At 72.2% G+C, this 13,560-nt stretch carries 12 protein-coding genes; 6 read left to right on the top strand and 6 right to left on the bottom strand.

Translation table 11 applies throughout. The annotated features are described in order from the left end of the window. Nucleotides 1–107: 107 nt before the first annotated feature. The 4 genes from ACZYRU_RS07750 to ileS all read right to left on the bottom strand — a co-directional run bounded on the left by ACZYRU_RS07750 (nt 108) and on the right by ileS (nt 6,044). On the bottom strand, nt 108–773 hold the full coding sequence (locus tag ACZYRU_RS07750) for a DivIVA domain-containing protein (RefSeq protein WP_488956506.1): 666 nt from the start codon (nt 771–773) through the stop codon (nt 108–110). A gap of 7 nt (nt 774–780) precedes the next feature. Continuing rightward, complete coding sequence (locus ACZYRU_RS07745) at nt 781–1,509, bottom strand: LOG family protein (protein ID WP_488956505.1); 729 nt, start codon at nt 1,507–1,509, stop codon at nt 781–783. Further along, nucleotides 1,506–2,603, bottom strand: a complete 1,098-nt coding sequence (dapE, locus tag ACZYRU_RS07740; RefSeq protein WP_488956504.1) for a succinyl-diaminopimelate desuccinylase — start codon at nt 2,601–2,603, stop codon at nt 1,506–1,508. The genes ACZYRU_RS07745 and dapE overlap by 4 nt, the downstream gene beginning before the upstream one ends. A 225-nt stretch (nt 2,604–2,828) precedes the next feature. Then, the gene (gene ileS / locus ACZYRU_RS07735; RefSeq protein ID WP_488956503.1) at nt 2,829–6,044 is read right to left on the bottom strand and encodes an isoleucine--tRNA ligase; all 3,216 of its coding nucleotides are present in this window, start codon (nt 6,042–6,044) and stop codon (nt 2,829–2,831) included. Nucleotides 6,045–6,313: 269 nt separating this feature from the next. Here ileS and ACZYRU_RS07730 point away from each other — a divergent pair, with 269 nt between their 5' ends. Genes ACZYRU_RS07730 through ACZYRU_RS07710 form a run of 5 tightly spaced genes read left to right on the top strand, consistent with a single transcriptional unit; the run spans nt 6,314 to nt 10,080 of the window. After that, a complete protein-coding gene (locus tag ACZYRU_RS07730; RefSeq protein ID WP_488956502.1) occupies nt 6,314–6,796 on the top strand; it encodes a DinB family protein in 483 nt (160 codons plus the stop codon). Nucleotides 6,797–6,803: 7 nt separating this feature from the next. Next, entirely contained in the window at nt 6,804–7,307 is a 504-nt protein-coding gene (locus ACZYRU_RS07725; RefSeq protein WP_488956501.1) for a DinB family protein, read from the top strand. A gap of 55 nt (nt 7,308–7,362) precedes the next feature. Next, nucleotides 7,363–8,157, top strand: a complete 795-nt coding sequence (locus tag ACZYRU_RS07720) for an acyl-CoA thioesterase (RefSeq protein WP_488956500.1) — start codon at nt 7,363–7,365, stop codon at nt 8,155–8,157. A gap of 44 nt (nt 8,158–8,201) precedes the next feature. Continuing rightward, nucleotides 8,202–9,140, top strand: coding sequence for a 2,3,4,5-tetrahydropyridine-2,6-dicarboxylate N-succinyltransferase (gene dapD, locus ACZYRU_RS07715; protein ID WP_488956499.1), 939 nt, complete (start codon nt 8,202–8,204; stop codon nt 9,138–9,140). 52 nt (nt 9,141–9,192) lie between these two features. Then, entirely contained in the window at nt 9,193–10,080 is an 888-nt protein-coding gene (locus ACZYRU_RS07710; protein ID WP_488956498.1) for a VldE C-terminal domain-containing protein, read from the top strand. Here ACZYRU_RS07710 and ACZYRU_RS07705 read toward each other — a convergent pair. After that, the gene (locus tag ACZYRU_RS07705) at nt 10,073–11,986 is read right to left on the bottom strand and encodes a hypothetical protein (RefSeq protein ID WP_488956497.1); all 1,914 of its coding nucleotides are present in this window, start codon (nt 11,984–11,986) and stop codon (nt 10,073–10,075) included. The genes ACZYRU_RS07710 and ACZYRU_RS07705 overlap by 8 nt on opposite strands. Before the next feature lie 63 nt (nt 11,987–12,049). On the opposite strand from ACZYRU_RS07705, the gene ACZYRU_RS07700 reads away from it, so the two are divergent. Beyond that, complete coding sequence (locus tag ACZYRU_RS07700; RefSeq protein ID WP_488956496.1) at nt 12,050–12,439, top strand: cupin domain-containing protein; 390 nt, start codon at nt 12,050–12,052, stop codon at nt 12,437–12,439. Nucleotides 12,440–12,446: 7 nt separating this feature from the next. Here the strand turns inward: ACZYRU_RS07700 and dapC are convergent, their stop codons facing one another. Next, a complete protein-coding gene (gene dapC / locus ACZYRU_RS07695) occupies nt 12,447–13,559 on the bottom strand; it encodes a succinyldiaminopimelate transaminase (protein WP_488956495.1) in 1,113 nt (370 codons plus the stop codon). Nucleotide 13,560 lies beyond the last annotated feature (1 nt).

Genomic DNA, 13,560 nt, shown 5'->3' with positions numbered 1-13,560 from the left:
CCCTCTTCCACTAACTCTGCGAGCCGCCGGAGCCCTGTGCCACCGACTGTGCGCAGGATCATTATTCCCCATGCCCCACCAGCCGCGCAGTCGAGGGATGATGCTCGTCAGGTGTCGGCTGCCAGCACCGCGTCCACGAACTCGATGACGCTGTCGTGCTCGTCGCCGTCGAAACGGGCCATGGCGCGGCCTATCGGGTCCTCGACCCGGCCGGAGGGCAGGGCCACGACCGGCACGCCGTCGGACCCGCTGCCGGTCGACCAGGCGGCACCGGGCACGGCCCGGACCAGGACCTCACCGAGGTAGGCGCCGGCCGCCCAGACGTCGGCCTGGTCGGCCGCGGCGCCGCGGCCGGGGCGACGCGACCACTGGTCGAGCGAGGACTCCACCTGGTCGACGCTCTCGGCGGAGAAGTCGAGGATGTCGGTGCCAGCGGGGTGGTCGGCCGCCCACTTCTCGGCGACCACGCGGACCAGGCCGGCGGGGGCCGGTCCACCGTCCGGCACGACGTCAGGACGGTCGCCCTCCATCTCGCGAGCCAGCCGGGAGAGGAGCAGGTCGACCTCGGACATCCGGTAGCCGCGCAGCGCGAGCGAGAAGCGCACCCGACGCAGGTCCTCGGCCCGCACGGGGCGGGCGGCGGGGACGAGGGCGTCCGGCCGGTCGTCGTACGCCGGCGCCATCGGCTCCCCGCGCCCGGAGGCGAGGAGCGCGACCCCGCCCATTGCGAGCACGATGAGGACGGCGAACACCCACATCATCGGATGGGACATCGACACCTCAGCCGTGCTTCTCGCGGGCCGCGACCATCAGCGCCACGGCCTCGTCGACGTCGTCGGTGAGGGTGAGCATGTCGAGGTCCGACTGCTTGATGCGGGCGTCCTCGAGCATCGATCCCTGCAACCAGTCGAGCAGGCCCCGCCAGTGCTCGACGCCCATGAGGACGATCGGGAACTGGGTGATCTTGAGGGTCTGCGCGAGCGTCATCGCCTCGAACAGCTCATCGAGGGTGCCGAGACCGCCGGGCAGCACGATGTAGCCCTGGCTGTACTTCACGAACATCATCTTGCGCACGAAGAAGTAGCGGAAGTTGAGCCCGAATCCGACGTAGTCGTTGAGCTTGGCCTCCCAGGGCAGCTCGATGCCGAGGCCGATGCTCTCGCCGCCGGCCTCCGTCGCGCCCTTGTTGGCGGCCTCCATCGCGCCGGGCCCGCCGCCCGTGATGACCGCGAAGCCGGCCTTCGCCAGAGCGCTGCCGACCCGCACCCCGATGTCGTACGCCGGGTGCGTGGCCGGGATCCGCGCCGAGCCGAACACGGAGATCGCCGGGCCCACCTCGGCGAGGTCGTTGAAGCCCTCGACGAACTCGGCCTGGATCTTCAGCACCCGCCAGGGGTCGGTGTGCACCCAGTCGGCGTCCCCGGTGCTGTCGAGCAGCCGCTGGTCGGTGGTGGATCCCTCGGGTCGGCCCACGCTCGGGCGAGGTCCGGGTCCGCTGCGCCTGGTCATGCCTGCTCCTCCTGGGGCTTGGTGAGCCACTGCCGCAGCTGCTGCTCGCAGCGCACGATCTGGGCAACCTCGACGTGCTCGTCCTGCTTGTGGGCCAGCATCGGGTCACCGGGGCCGTAGTTGACGGCCGGCACGCCGAGGACGGTGAACCGGGCGACGTCGGTCCAGCCGAACTTCGGGGCGACCTGTCCGCCGACCGCCTCGACGAACGCCTTCGCAGCGGGCCGCTCCAGGCCGGGCAGCGCACCGGGAGCGGTGTCGGTCAGCGTGATCTCGAAGCCGGCGAAGAAGTCCTCGACGAAGGCCAGCGCCTCGGCCTCGGAGCGGTCGGGGGCGAAGCGGAAGTTGACCGTGACCACGCACTCGTCGGGGATCACGTTGCCGGCGACGCCGCCCTTGATGCCGACGGCGTTGAGGCCCTCGTGGTACTCCAGTCCGTCGATGACCGGCGTCCGCGCCTCATACGCGTTGAGCCGGGTGAGGATCTCGGCTGCCCCGTGGATCGCGTTGACCCCGCGCCAGCTGCGCGCGGAGTGGGCCCGCTCGCCGCGGGTGCGGACCTCGACACGCAACGTGCCCTGGCAGCCCGCCTCGACGCCGGCGTTGGACGGCTCCATCAGGATCGCGAAGTCGGCCTCGAGCAGGTCGGGGTCGGACTCCCCCAGCAGCCGCAGGCCGTTGTGCAGCGACTCGATCTCCTCGGCCTCGTAGAGCACGTACGTCACGTCGTGGACCGGCTCGGCCACGGTGGCGGCGAGCCTGAGGATGACGGCGTCGCCACCCTTCATGTCGCAGGTACCGAGGCCGTGCAGGACGCCCGCTGTCTCGTCGTACCGGCTCGGGAAGTTGTCGTTGACCGGCACCGTGTCGAGGTGACCGGCGATCACGACGCGGCTGGGGCGGCCGAGGTCGGTGCGCGCCACGACGGTGTGACCGCGGCGGGTGACCGTGAGGTGCGGCAGCGCCTGCAGCGCGGCCTCGACCGCGTCGGCGATCTCCTGCTCGTCGCGGCTGACCGACTCGATGTCGACCAGCTGGCGGGTCAGGGTGACGACGTCGGTGGTCAGGTCGAGCGGGATCGTTGAGCCGGGCACGGGTGACAGTCAACCAGCGTGCCGGGCATCACGCGCCGTCCGGTGCCTCGTGCCGCGAGGCCACGATCTGAGCCGACCCGGCACAAACTGGCTCGCATCTTGTGCCGACCCGGCAGAAAGTGGCCCGAGCACGGGCCAGTTCGTGCCGGGTCGGCGTGTTTTCGCGGCCAGTTCGTGCCGGGTCGGCGTGTTTCGCGGGCCAGCTTGTGCCGGGTCAGCGTGGGGTCAGGCCAGCTCGACCGCGATCGCCGCCTTCTCCCCGTCGCCGACGACGACCTCGGTGGCGCCGGCGGGCGCCTCCTCGGTCACGGTGTACGACGTCGCGAGGGTCTCCCCCGCGATCAGCGCCTCGTGGGTGCGAGCCGCGGCGAGCACCGGCGCCGGGCCGGAGACCACGAGCTCGATCCGGTCGGTGACCTGGAAGTCGGCATCGCGACGCGCCTGCTGGACGGCGCGGACCAGGTCGCGGGCCAGGCCCTCCTCGGCGAGCTCGGGGGTGACGACCGTGTCGAGGACGACGAAGCCACCGCCCGGCAGCATGCCGGTGGCGGTGCCCTCGGCGGCGGCGCCGGCGACGGTCTCGAGCGTGTACTCGCCCTCGGCCAGGGCCAGTCCGCCCGCGACCACGGCACCGGAGGCGTCGACCGACCAGTCGCCGGACTTCGAGCCCTTGATGGCGAGCTGGACGTCCTTGCCGAGGCGGGGGCCGGCGGCACGGGCGTTGACGGAGAGCTTCTGCTCGACGCCGTAGCCGGCGGCCTCGTCGGAGTCCGCACCCACGAGCCGCACCGACTTGAGGTTCAGCTCGTCGGCGACGATCGCGGCGAACGGCTCCAGCGCGGTCGGGTCGGACACGACGACGGTCAGGCCGGACAGCGGCAGCCGGTTGCGGAGCTTGGCGGCCTTGCGCAGCGCGGACGTCGTCGAGCAGACCTCGCGCACCTCGTCCATCGCCGCGACCAGGGCGTCATCGGACGGCAGCGCCGAGACGTCGGGCCAGTCGGCGAGGTGCACCGAGCGGCCGCCGGTCAGGCCGCGCCAGATCTCCTCGGTGGTCAGCGGCAGCAGCGGCGCGATGGCGCGGCAGACCACGTCGAGGACGGTGGCGAGGGTCTCGAACGCCTCCGGCTTGCCCTCCCAGAACCGCTCACGGGAGCGGCGGACGTACCAGTTGGTCAGCACGTCGAGGAAGGACCGGGTGGTCTCGCAGGCGTCGGCGATGGCGTAGGCGTCCATCTCGCCGGTGAGCTTCTCGACGTACTGCCGGGTCTTGGCCAGCAGGTAGCGGTCGAGCGGGTCGGTCGAGTCGGTGCGACCGGTGGCGGTGTACTGCTCGGCGTTGGCGTACAGCGCGAAGAAGTACCACGTGTTCCACAGCGGGATCATCACCTGGCGCACGGCGTCGCGGATGCCCTGCTCGGTGACGACCAGGTTGCCGCCGCGCAGGATCGGCGAGGCCATCAGGAACCAGCGCATCGCGTCGGCGCCGTCGCGGTCGAAGACCTCGGAGACGTCGGGGTAGTTGCGCAGCGACTTCGACATCTTGTTGCCGTCGGAGCCGAGCACGATGCCGTGGCTGATGCACGACGAGAACGCCGGCTTGTCGAAGAGCGCCGTGGCCAGGATGTGCAGCGTGTAGAACCAGCCGCGGGTCTGGCCGATGTACTCGACGATGAAGTCGGCCGGGAAGTGGTTCTCGAACCACTCCTTGTTCTCGAACGGGTAGTGCACCTGCCCGAAGCTCATCGAGCCCGAGTCGAACCACACGTCGAGGACGTCGGCGACGCGGCGCATCGTCGACTGCCCGGTCGGGTCGTCCGGGTTGGGCCGGGTCAGGTCGTCGACCCAGGGCCGGTGCAGGTCGGGCTGGCCCTGCGCGTTGAGCGGCAGCCGCCCGAAGTCGCGCTCGATCTCCTCGAAGGAGCCGTAGACGTCGATGCGGGGGTAGGCCTCGTCGTCCGACTTCCACACCGGAACGGGCGAGCCCCAGAACCGGTTGCGGGTGATCGACCAGTCGCGGGCGTTGTCGACCCACTTGCCGAACTGGCCGTCCTTGATGTGCTCGGGGACCCAGCGGATCTCCTGGTTGAGCTCGGCCATCCGCTTCTTGAAGGCGGTGACCTCGACGAACCAGCTGCTGACGCCCTTGTAGATCAGGGGCTCGCGGCAGCGCCAGCAGTGCGGGTACGAGTGGTCGTAGGTCTCGCGGCGCAGCAGCACGGTGCCGGGCGTGACCGCACCGGTGCGGGCCTTGAGGTCCTCGATGATGTGCGGGTTGGCGTCGAAGACCAGCATCCCGGCGTACTCGGTGACGGGCGCGGTGAACCGGCCGTCCTTGCCGACCGGCATGACCGGCTCGATGCCCTCGCGGTCGGTCACCTCCTTGTCGACCTCACCGAACGCGCCGGCGCTGTGCACCAGGCCGGAACCGTCGGTCGTGGTGACCGCGTCGTCGGCGGCGACGACGCGGAAGGCGTTCTCGTGGTCCGCGAAGTAGGAGAAGGGCGGCGCGTAGACGAGCCCGAGCAGGTCGGATCCCTTGCCCCGCCAGGTGATCGTGGGCTCGTCGCCGAGCTCGCGGGCGTACGCCGCCAGCCGGGCCTCGGCCAGCACGAACCGCTCGCCGTCGTGCTCGGCGACGACGTAGTCGATGTCGGAGCCGACCATCACCGCGAGGTTGCTGGGCAGGGTCCACGGGGTCGTGGTCCAGATCAGCAGCTTGGCGCCCTGGAAGTCACCGGGCGTGGTGACCTCGAAGCCGACGGTGACCGCCGGGTCCTGCCGCATCTGGTAGACGTCGTCGTCCATCCGCAGCTCGTGGTTGGACAGCGGGGTCTCGTCGTTCCAGCAGTAGGGCAGGACGCGGAAGCCCTCGTAGACCAGGCCCTTGTCGAAGAGGCTCTTGAAGGCCCACAGCACCGACTCCATGAACTCGGGGTTCATGGTCTTGTAGTCGTTGTCGAAGTCGACCCAGCGTGCCTGGCGGGTGACGTAGTCGCGCCACTCGCCGGAGTACTTGAGCACCGACGCTCGACAGGCGTCGTTGAACTTGTCGATGCCCATCTCGACGATCTCGTCGGTGGTCTTGATGCCGTTGAGGCGCATCGCCTCGAGCTCGGCCGGCAGGCCGTGGGTGTCCCAGCCGAAGCGGCGCTCGACGCGCTTGCCGCGCAACGTCTGGTAGCGCGGCACGATGTCCTTGACGTACCCGGTCAGCAGGTGGCCGTAGTGCGGCAGGCCGTTGGCGAACGGCGGGCCGTCGTAGAAGACGAACTCGTTCTCGCCATTGGTGCCGGGGTCGCGCTGCTCGACGCTCGCGCGGAAGGTGTCGTCCTCGGCCCAGTAGGCGAGCACGCCCTCCTCGATGCGGGGGAACCGCGGCGAGCTCGGGACGGCACCCTGGCCGGCGGTCGGGTCGGTGGTGACCTTCGGATAGGTCATCGGGTTTCGGTCTCCTGCGTCGTCGTTGCTGACACGAGGACGACGTCTGCCGCGGTACCACCTCGCTTGCCGCCCGCCGACTGCTCGGAACGACCGCTCGTTCAGGGCTGTGACGGGCCTGCCCGCCGGGTTCTAGTTGCCCCCACCGGCTGGTGGTGGCTTTCTTCCCGGAGCTCGCCGCTGATGACGGCTCGAACGCTGTGCCCCAAGCGTACGGCGACCGGCCGCCGTACGGGAAACCGGATTGCGTGCGGGCCTACGGTGAGTCCATGACCGGCGAGCTGGCTAACCTGCGCGACTACCTCACCCACTACCGCGAGACCCTCGAGCGCAAGTGCGCCGGGCTGACGCCGGAGCAGCTGGCGACGCGCTCGGTGCCGCCGAGCTCGATGAGCCTGCTGGGCATGGTCCGGCACCTGGCGCGGGTCGAGCACTTCTGGTTCCAGCGGGCGCTGGTCGAGGTCGAGGGCGAGCGCCTGTACGACGACGGGGACGCCGGGTTCGCCGTCGTCGAGCCGACCGAGTCGGCCGTGACCGAGGCCTGGGCGGCCTGGCGCCAGCAGGTCACGCTGGCCGACGCGTGGCTGGACCGGCTCACCGACGAGGGCCTGGGCCAGGTGGTGACCTTCCGCCAGGGCACCGAGACCTCCAGCATCCGCGACATCCTGCTGCACATGGTCGAGGAGTACGCCCGCCACTGCGGGCACGCCGACCTGCTGCGCGAGTGCATCGACGGTGTGACGGGCGAGTGAGGTCCCGATGACCGACCGGACCGGCGAGCTGGCGAACTACCGCGACTACCTCGACCACTACCGCTCGACGCTGGAGCAGACCTGCTCCGGGCTGGACCCCGAGCAGCTGGCGACCCGATCGGTCCCGCCGAGCACGATGAGCCTGCTCGGACTGGTCCGGCACCTGGCCTTCGTCGAGCACGCCTGGTTCCAGCGGGCGCTGCAGGGCAACCTCGACGAAGCCCGCCCGTTCAAGGATCCGGCCGACCACGACCTCGACTTCAACGGTGCCCTCGGCACCCAGGAGTGCGTCGACGAGGCCTTCACCGAGTGGCGCCGCCAGGTGGCGCGCGCCGACGCGTGGCTCGACGCCCAGGACGACGCCGGCATGGCGCGGGTCGTCGTCTACAACAGCGACGGGGCGACCACACCGGTGCGCGACGTCCTCGTGCACATGGTCGAGGAGTACGCGCGGCACTGCGGGCACGCCGACCTGCTGCGCGAGTGCATCGACGGGGTCACCAGCAGCTGACCGGCGTGACCACTGCCACGTCGTCGCTGTCCCCGCGCTCCGGCACGATGGAGAGGTGAGCCACCTCCTCGACGACGCCGTCGTGTCCGAGCCCCTCGGCGACGGCGTGCACCGGGTCCAGGTCACCGCCGACTGGAACACCGCCAACCAGACCCCGAACGGCGGCTACGTGCTGGCGCTGCTGCAGCACGCCGTGCTCCAGGAGTCGGCCCACCCGGACGCGCTGAGCATCTCGATCACCTACTTCCGTCCGGCCCTCCCCGGTCCGGCCGACGTCCGGGTCCGCGAGGTCCGCAAGGGTCGCCGCGTGTCGACGTACGACGCCGTGCTGGTCCAGGGCGACAAGGAGGTCGCGCACGCCGTCGTGAGCACCCACGACTGGGACGCGACCGGGTCTGTCGAGCACACCCCGCACGCCGCGCCCGTCGTACCGCCTCCCGAGGAGTGCGCCGACGCGAGCGAGCTCATCCCGGCCGGGATGGTGCCGATCCTCGACCGCTACAGCTACCGTGCCCCGGTCGTCGCCGGCTGGCTGCGCGGCGAGCCCACCGGCGTCACCGAGTCGCTGTGCTGGATCCGCGCGGTCGACGAGCGCCCGGTCGACGCGCTGCTGGCCGGCGCGATGATCGACGCGTTCCCGCCGGTGACCGCCGAGATCGGGCACCTCGCGTCGGCCACCATCCAGCTCACCGTCCACTACCGCCGGCGCCCCGAGACGGTGTGGGCGCTGGGCCACGTCGTCACCCGCCACGTCATCGCGGGCTACCACGACGAGGACGTCGAGCTGTGGGACGAGCAGGGCCGCCTGATTGCGCAGGGGCGCCAGCTGGCGATCCTCGCCGAGGGCTGAGCCGCGCAACCGGAGTCACGCCGGGCCGCATAGAATCTCCTCACGTGACTGCCGCTTGGGGCTTCGGCCTGACGACCTACGCCGCCGACCAGACCGTTCTCGACACCTGGTTCCCCGCCCCCGCGCTGGGCGAGAAGCCCGCCGACGCGCAGGCTCCCGCCGAGCTGGTCGCGCTCGAGGGCGCCGACGAGGCGCGCGGCGTCACCCGCAAGGTCAACCTGGTCGAGATCGCCGACCTCGCGGACGCTCCCGCCGACACCGTCGACGTGTGGCTGCGCCTGCACCTGCTCTCGTCGCGGCTGGTCCAGCCGCACGGGCAGAACCTCGACGGCGTCTTCGGCCTGCTGACCAACGTGGTGTGGACCTCCGCCGGCCCGTGCGCGGTCGAGGGCTTCGAGCTCACCCGCCTGCGGCTGCAGGCTGCCGGCCAGCACGTCACCGTGTACGGCGTCGACAAGTTCCCGCGCCTGGTCGACTACGTGATCCCGACGGGTGTCCGGATCGCCGACGCCGACCGGGTCCGCCTCGGCGCGCACCTCGCCTCGGGCACGACCGTCATGCACGAGGGCTTCGTGAACTTCAACGCCGGCACGCTCGGCACCTCGATGGTCGAGGGCCGGATCTCGGCGGGTGTCGTCGTGGGTGACGGCTCCGACATCGGTGGCGGCGCCTCGATCATGGGCACCCTGTCCGGCGGCGGCAAGCAGGTCATCTCGGTCGGCCAGCGCTGCCTGCTCGGCGCCAACGCCGGCATCGGCATCTCGCTCGGCGACGACTGCGTCGTCGAGGCGGGCTGCTACGTCACCGCCGGCACCAAGGTCACCGTGCTCGAGCCCGGCAAGGACGCCCGGGTCGTGAAGGCCGCCGACCTGTCCGGCGCCAGCAACGTGCTGTTCCGCCGCAACTCCGTCTCCGGCACGATCGAGGCCGTTCCGTGGCAGGGCGAGGGCATCGCCCTGAACGCCGCGCTGCACGCCAACTGAGCGCGCTGCTCGTCGCACCTCCGCGTCACCACCGCCCACGCACACTGGTCCCGTGAAGCGCAGGGTGTGGGGCGTCGTCGTCGCCGTCACGGTCCTCGCGACCGTGGTGGCGATCGGCATCGGCGTGCTCCGGGCCACTGACGAGCTGGTCGGCGGCCCGAGCGGTGACTGCACGGTCACCGTCGCCGGCCACACCGTCGACATCAGCGGCGAGCAGGCCGAGAACGCGGCGCTGATCGCGTCGATCGCCGTACGCCGCGGGCTGCCCGCCCGGGCGACGTCGATCGCGCTCGCGACGGCCTACCAGGAGTCGAAGCTGCAGAACATCGACTACGGGGACCGCGACTCGCTCGGCCTGTTCCAGCAGCGCCCGTCGCAGGGCTGGGGCACCCGCAAGCAGATCCTGGACCCGGAGTACGCGACCAATGCGTTCTACGACGCGCTGGTGAAGGTCGACGGCTACCAGACCATGGAGATCACGGTCGCAGCCCAGAGGGTGCAGCGCTCCGCCTTCCCCGACGCGTACGCCGACCACGAGGCCGACGGGCGCGCGCTGGCCTCCGCGCTGTCCGGCCACTCCCCCGCCACGTTCAGCTGCGACCTCGCGGGGGGCGCCCCGTCGGCCGACGCCGAGCTCACCGGGACCGGGCTGACGCCGCGGGCCGACGCGGTGCGCAAGGAGCTGCTGACCCGCTTCGGGCGGCTGAGCTTCGGCGAGAACCGCACCAGTGGTCGCGGCGTGGACGTCGTCGCTGCGCAGGGCCGGGCGGGCATGGCGCGGGGCTGGGCGATCGCGCACTGGACGGTCGCGAACGCCGCGCGGCTCGAGGTCCGCACCGTGAGCTTCGACGGCATGGTGTGGACCGCCGGCCGCGAGGGGTGGCGCGCGAACGACGCGGCCGACGACCGCGGCCAGGTGCACATCGACGTCTTCAGGTGACCACCTCCCAGGTCAGCGGCACGACCGGGTCCGGCACGTAGCTGCAGCAGGCGCCGGTCCGCACGGCCCGGCTCAGGTGTCCGCCGAGCTCGGGGTGCACCTCGGCGACCCGCGCGAGCGCGTAGCGCAGCGACCGGGTCACACTGGTCCGCGCCCTCTCGGCGGTGCCGCCGGTGAGCCGTGCCCGACCGCCGAGCCCGACCGCGCCGGCGAGCTCGGCGAGCAGGTACTCCCGGTCCCGCTCGGCCAGCTGCCGCCGCGCTTCGTCGTGGTCGCGCGCGGCCTCGGCCAGGTCGTCCTCGACCTCCCCCAGCCGCCGTCGGTACGACGCCCGTGCCTCGTCGTCCAGCACGGGCAGCCCCGGCTCGACCACCCCCGCGCCGGACAGGTCGAGCGCGTGGACCTCCCGCCCCGGGCTGGCCAGCAGGACGGCGAGCAGCTGCACGCCCTTGAGGTCGGGCAGCCAGGCCTCGACGCCGTCGTACCCGAGGCGCCAGCGGTCGCCGTCGCGCGTCAGGGTCGCCGTGCGACGGGCCGTCGGCGTGATCCGATCGCGACCGCCCAGCAGGTGCGCCGCCTCCGCGACCCGGCCGACGGCGCCGAAGGAAGCGAAGGCCGCGGCCGCAGCCTCCCACTCGAGGCGAGCCAGGTCGTCGTCACCGCACGCGCGGTGGGCGTGGCCGAGGACGAGACGCGCGCACGCGGCGTCGTACGGCGCGGCCAGGTCCGCCCACGCCACGACGGCGGTGCGGGCGGGGCCGACCGCCAGCGAGGGGTCCGTGCCGACGAGGGCTGCCCGGGCGCGGGCGAGCGCGGCGTCGGCGTGCAGGGCGGCGCTCGGGTAGCGGGCGACGATCCGCTCCAGCTCGGCAGCGGCGTGCTCGGCGGCTCCGCGATCGTCGGCGGCCACGGCGATCTCGGCCTGCGCGGCCAGCAACGGCACCAGCCGCAGGTCGCCGAACGGCGGGCGCTCCTTCCACGGCACGTCCATCGGGTGGGCGATCTCGTCGCGGACCATGGCCGCCGCGTCGACGACGTCGCCGCGGACCAGCCGCAGCAGCGCCAGCCCGGGCTGCGGCGACCAGGCGTGCTCGTGGGCCTCACGGAAGGCGGCCTCGGCGCCCTCGAGATCGCCGCGACGCAGCCGGATGTTGCCGAGCTCGACGAGCGGCCAGCCGTACTCGCGACGCAGCCACGGTCGCAGCTCCGTGCACGCCGCCAGCGCCTCCTCCTCGGCGGCGTCGGCCGGACCGGAGAACCGGAGCAGCTCCGCCCGGTGCACCCGGCACCGACCGTGGGTGGCGCCGAACGCCGCGCCGTGCCGCCAGCGCTCCATCACGTCGGTCCACTCCCGGGCCCGGTCGTGGCGGCCCAGCCAGAACGCAGCGCAGATCAGCTCGCAGTAGACGTTGCCGGTGGTGAGCGGGTCGAAGGCACCCGCCGAGAGGTCGACCGCCAGCTCGTCGAGCAGGTCGATCCCCTTCTCGACGTCGCCGCGGTGGATCGCGAGCCGGGCCAGGGCGACCCGACCGAGCCCACGGGCCGGGTCGACGCCGAACTCCTCCCCCAGGGCGACCGCCTCGCGTGCCGGTCCGAGGGCGCTGTCCGGGTCGCCGGACAGGAAGCGCTCGTAGGTGCCGATGATCGCGAGCAGCGCGTGCACCGGTCCAGGAGCGGCGTCGCCGAGCAGGCGGCGTACCCGCGCGACCCAGCCCCGCACGGGCGCGAGCAGGCCGGTCTCGCAGAGCAGGTTGAGGGCGACGAGGGCACCGGCCCGGGCAGCGGGGACCGTCTCCCCGGCGGCCAGGTGGACGTCGTACAGCTGCTCCCAGGCCGCGACCGCACCCTCGAGGTCGCCCGCGGCGTACCGCTCGAGCGCCTGCCGCTCGAGCTCGTCGGGGGCCATGTCGCATTGTGACACCGGTTGTCACGCCTCAGGGGTGAACCGCTCCCCGAGGAAGGAACCGCCATGCACGTGAAGACCAGCGACCTGCCGATCAAGATGAACGCCCTCGGCGCCACCGCCCGTCACCTCGGCGACTTCGGCACCGCCCACGGCACGCTCGCCGCCGAGCACCTCCACATCGCCGCAGGGGTCGACGTCGCGCCGCTGCTCGCCGGTCTCGACGACGGCCTGTGCTTCGCCGCGCACTGGGGCTACCTGGTGCGGGGGCGCGTCGTCGTGACGTACGGCGACGGCTCGACCGAGACCTGCAGCGCCGGCGAGGTCGTGCACTGGCCGGCCGGGCACACGGTCCGGGTCGAGGAGGACGCCGAGCTGGTGATGTTCAGCCCGGCCGCCGAGCACCTCGCGGTGATGAACCACATGCTCGGGGTGCTGGCGACGATCCCCGCCTAGACCTTCCTCAGGCCGTGAGGCGCGCGGCCGCGGCGGCGATCCGCTCGTCCGTCGCGGTCAGCGCGATCCGGACGTGGTGGGAGCCGGCCGCGCCGTAGAAGGTGCCGGGCGCGACCAGGATGCCCTGGGCAGCGAGGTCGGCGACCATCTGCCAGCAGTCGGGTCCGTCGGGGCCCTTCGTGGTCCACAGGTACAGCGACGCCTCGGAGTGGTCGATCGTGTAGCCCGCCGCCTCGAGCGCCGCGCGGAGCGTCGTACGACGGGCGCGGTAGCGCTCGTGTTGCTCCTTGACGTGCGCCTCGTCGCCGAGGACGGCCGCCATGGCGTGCTGCTGGGGCGCGGGCATCATCAGGCCCATGTTCTTGCGGACCGCGAGCAGCTCGGCGATCACGTCGCGGTCACCGGCCACGAACGCGCAGCGGTAGCCGGCGAGGTTGGAGCGCTTCGACAGCGAGTGGACGACGAGGATGCCCTCGGCCGAGCCGCCGGAGATGTCGGGGTGGAGGACGGAGCGGGCCTCGCCCTCCCACACGCAGTCGAGGTAGCACTCGTCGGAGACGAGCAGCACGCCGCGCTCGCGGCACCAGTCGACGACCTTCTTGAGGTGCTCGTCCGGGAGCACCCGGCCGGACGGGTTCGAGGGCGAGTTGACCCACAGCAGCTTCGGCGTCTCAGGGCCGAAGGTGGTGAGCGCGTCGGTGGCGACGGCCTTCGCGCCGACCAGCGCGGCGCCGACCTCATAGGTCGGGTAGGCCAGCGCCGGGTAGCCGATCAGGTCGCCCGGCCCGAGGCCGAGGTACGACGGCAGCGAGGCGATGAACTCCTTGGAGCCGATCAGCGGGAGGACCTGGTCGAGGCCCAGGCCGGTGACGCCGTGGGTGCCGGCGAGCCAGTCGACGACCGACTGCCGGACCTCGGGCGTGCCGATGGTGAGCGGGTACCCCGGGGAGTCGACCGCCGCCGTCAGCGCGGCGCGAGCGACCTCGGGCGTCGGGTCGACCGGCGTACCGATCGACAGGTCGACGATCCCGTCGGCGTGCTCACGCGCCTGCGCGGCGTACTGGGGCAGCTTGTCCCAGGGGAAGTCGGGCAGCCGGCCCGAGACGGCACCCAGCGTCACC

This window comes from Nocardioides sp. F233 (assembly GCF_057813895.1).
The sequence above is the reverse complement of the archived record's forward strand: the minus strand, read 5'-3'. Positions and strand labels throughout refer to the sequence as shown.

Coding starts and splice junctions, on each gene's coding strand:
- ACZYRU_RS07750 (WP_488956506.1), bottom strand. CDS start 773: ATGTCCCATCCGATGATGTGGGTGTTCGCCGTCCTCATCGTGCTCGCA.
- ACZYRU_RS07745 (WP_488956505.1), bottom strand. CDS start 1,509: ATGACCAGGCGCAGCGGACCCGGACCTCGCCCGAGCGTGGGCCGACCC.
- ileS (WP_488956503.1), bottom strand. CDS start 6,044: ATGACCTATCCGAAGGTCACCACCGACCCGACCGCCGGCCAGGGTGCC.
- ACZYRU_RS07730 (WP_488956502.1), top strand. CDS start 6,314: ATGACCGGCGAGCTGGCTAACCTGCGCGACTACCTCACCCACTACCGC.
- ACZYRU_RS07725 (WP_488956501.1), top strand. CDS start 6,804: ATGACCGACCGGACCGGCGAGCTGGCGAACTACCGCGACTACCTCGAC.
- ACZYRU_RS07705 (WP_488956497.1), bottom strand. CDS start 11,986: ATGGCCCCCGACGAGCTCGAGCGGCAGGCGCTCGAGCGGTACGCCGCG.
- ACZYRU_RS07700 (WP_488956496.1), top strand. CDS start 12,050: ATGCACGTGAAGACCAGCGACCTGCCGATCAAGATGAACGCCCTCGGC.